Origin of the sequence: Arthrobacter sp. SO5 (assembly GCF_020532805.1) — a bacterium.
In the GTDB taxonomy this organism is placed as follows: Bacteria; Actinomycetota; Actinomycetes; order Actinomycetales; family Micrococcaceae; genus Arthrobacter.
Genome location: NZ_MQTQ01000077.1, coordinates 27,225 through 29,805, shown reverse-complemented (window position 1 = coordinate 29,805; position 2,581 = coordinate 27,225). Strand labels below are relative to the sequence as shown.

General features: G+C 62.3%; 2 protein-coding genes. Both read right to left on the bottom strand.

The window, feature by feature from the left end; genetic code table 11:
- The coding region (locus tag BJG92_RS14920) for a GDSL-type esterase/lipase family protein (RefSeq protein ID WP_232084782.1) at window positions 1–881 on the bottom strand (881 nt) is incomplete at its 3' end.
- Between the two features lie 200 nt (window positions 882–1,081).
- Window positions 1,082–1,537 carry an SRPBCC family protein gene (locus BJG92_RS14915; protein ID WP_232084781.1) on the bottom strand — a complete coding sequence of 152 codons (456 nt, stop codon included), beginning with the start codon at window positions 1,535–1,537 and terminating at the stop codon, window positions 1,082–1,084.
- Window positions 1,538–2,581: the final 1,044 nt, after the last annotated feature.

Sequence of the window (2,581 nt, the reverse complement as noted above, 5' to 3'; positions counted from 1 at the left end):
TGGAGGCCGTCGCTGAACAGGGCCGGGCGGTCGGCCAAGACGTCCCAGGTGTCGAGGAAGTCCCGGAAGGTCCGCTCGCTCCACGACCGCAACGTCTCCCGCAAGTCCAGGATCTCGCCCAGGTCGAGGCAGGGGACCAAGGTGGTGTCCACCCAGTTCGGGCTCATCACCACCACGCGCCGTCCCTGGGGTTCCATCGCTTCGCAGAAGGATTCCAAGCGGGCGATGACATCCTGGCCCACTTGTGCCCCGCCACGTCCGTCGGCGTGGAGCAGGTCGTTGATGCCAGCCGCCACCAGGACCGTGTCCGCGCGGCGGGCGGCCACCTCGGCCTCGGCGGCGTCCAGGATCTCAAGCATGGTGGCGCCGGGCCAGGCCAGGTTGAAGAACCGGTTGTTCTCCTCGTCGCGGGTGATGTGTCGCGAGGCGACCCGGGCGGCCCAGCCGCCGTCCCGGGTGCAACGCCCGTAGGCGATGCTGTCGCCGATCAGGGCAATGCGTTCGGCCACATCCAGAGGATCGGCTGAGACGTAGCACCAGGCCTGTCCGTGGGCGCCGGTGGGCACGCGGCGGCGGGCGTAGGCGTCGACCTCGTATGCGTCGGCTGCGGCCAGCTCGTCAGGGCTTAGCGCGAGCAACCCGCCGGATACGGTGTCACCTTCACGGCGGACGAGGCCGAGGTGAACTTTCTTGCCGCTCTTGGCGATGACATCCAGGTCGGTGATGACGACTTCTGTGGTTCCGTGCCCGATCAGGAAGTCTTCGAGCATGTTGACCCGGTAGCCGAACAGCGACTGCTGGACCTTCTCATCCAACAGGGTGCCGAATGAGAAGACCAGCTCGCTCGGGGCCGCGGATGTAGTTGGTTCCGGGTTGGACACGGGGACACTCCTTGGGCAGAACTTTCGTTCCTGCCGAGCCTCGCTTGTGGCTGTGACCAGGAAGAATGTGTGCGATTGATTATTGCATCCGTCACGGTCCTGGCTCTTCGCGGCAATAGGACGCATTCGCCAGACGGGGCCAAGGTCCATACGCCTCGCTGATTGAAGTCTCGCGGTGAGGGATCGGCTACCTAGACGATCTATTCGAGACTCGACGCACCTGCAAGATGTCGATTGCGCGTCTCGATGAGCCTTTGGAGGTAGCGGCCCAGCACCAGTTTCTCGGCCAGACGTCCCATGGGTCCGAACGGTGCCGCGAACTCGATGCGACCCACCATCGTGGTCCCTGCTGAGTCCCGGCTGAACTCATGAACATGGCGGAACCGTCGGAACGGACCTTTAACCTGCTCATCTACGAAGTAGTCGGGTATTTGCATCTCGGTAATCCGGCTCGTCATTTGAAACGGAACGCCGAAGTGCCAAGCTCGCCAGGTCACTTCCTCACCCAAAGAGATGAGACCGGACGTCACGCCATTTACAGCCTCTTCATGAGACTCCGCCATGGAGTCTTTGTGGACGTCGATGCTCCGGGCAAGGTCAAATAGCTCCGATTGGGGCATCTTTGTCCGCGTTGTGCACTCAAAATAGACGGCCATCGTCCGAGTATTGCAGCTCTTTCAGTGTCGGCTTGAATGGCGCCCAATCTCGGATGGCGCAAGCCCGCAAAGTGTCCAGCGCAAGACGTGTGCCCGTTCAGGGTGGGGCAGTTGGTCCTGCGTTGGGGGCGAGGCCTTGATCGTTGGCACCGTGCTTTCGGCGTCTGGTGGGGCGTCGCCGGGGGTTCCGTTGTTTTCGTGTGGCTCTGTTAGTCCGTGGTCAGAGTCTTAAGGGGGCGCTCCCCGGTCATGCAGCGTTGCGCCGATGGGATCATGAATGGCTTGAAGGGAGGTGACGTCGTGATGGAGAGTCTAGAGGCTGAGCATGCCATGCTGCGTGCCCGAGACTCGGCAACGGGCGCGGGCAGGACCCTGCTGCAGCCGCGGTTGTACTTCTCCAGCAGGATCAAGTTTTTCAGGGCAAAGAAGCGCCGCGCCCTGTCGATGCGGGGTGCGGCAGTTTGCTGGGGGGCCTTTGGTGGGGAGAATTGGGGGTGTGGACAGTGTCCACACTTTGGGTCGCGGACTGGGCCGTACCGGTGCCGGACTGGGTCGGATTCCGTATGTTCGGCGGGAGGCCCGTGTTTGCAAGGGCTGGAGTCCGGTTCGAGTCCCACCTCGGGCACAGTGTTTCCGCAGTTCAGGGGCTTTTTGGTGCTTTTCTCGTGTGGACAGTGTCCACACCCCCGCCTCTGATCTGATGTTCCGGGTGTGTGGGGTCCCGGATAGACCTATTCGGTTGTGTAGGGGACCGGCTGACTACGGCGGACCGGGTGCCGCCTTGTGGGGTCTCTTCTGGGTGTTCATCCTCGTTCGTCCTTCCATCGGGTTTTTTGCGTTCACTACTTCATGGTGGCGAGGGCCGTCGACAACATGATTTGCTCATTGTTCTTTAGATCGACCTGGGGTTGCGGCCGGTTCGGAATTCCGCTCTGATACCTGTTCATGCAGGAATGAGGGGGGAGCGGCATGACATGGCAACTGATCCGGAGCTGATCATGAGCTCGCTGAGCCTGGCCAGTCGGTGGGCGGGGCCGGCCTCGA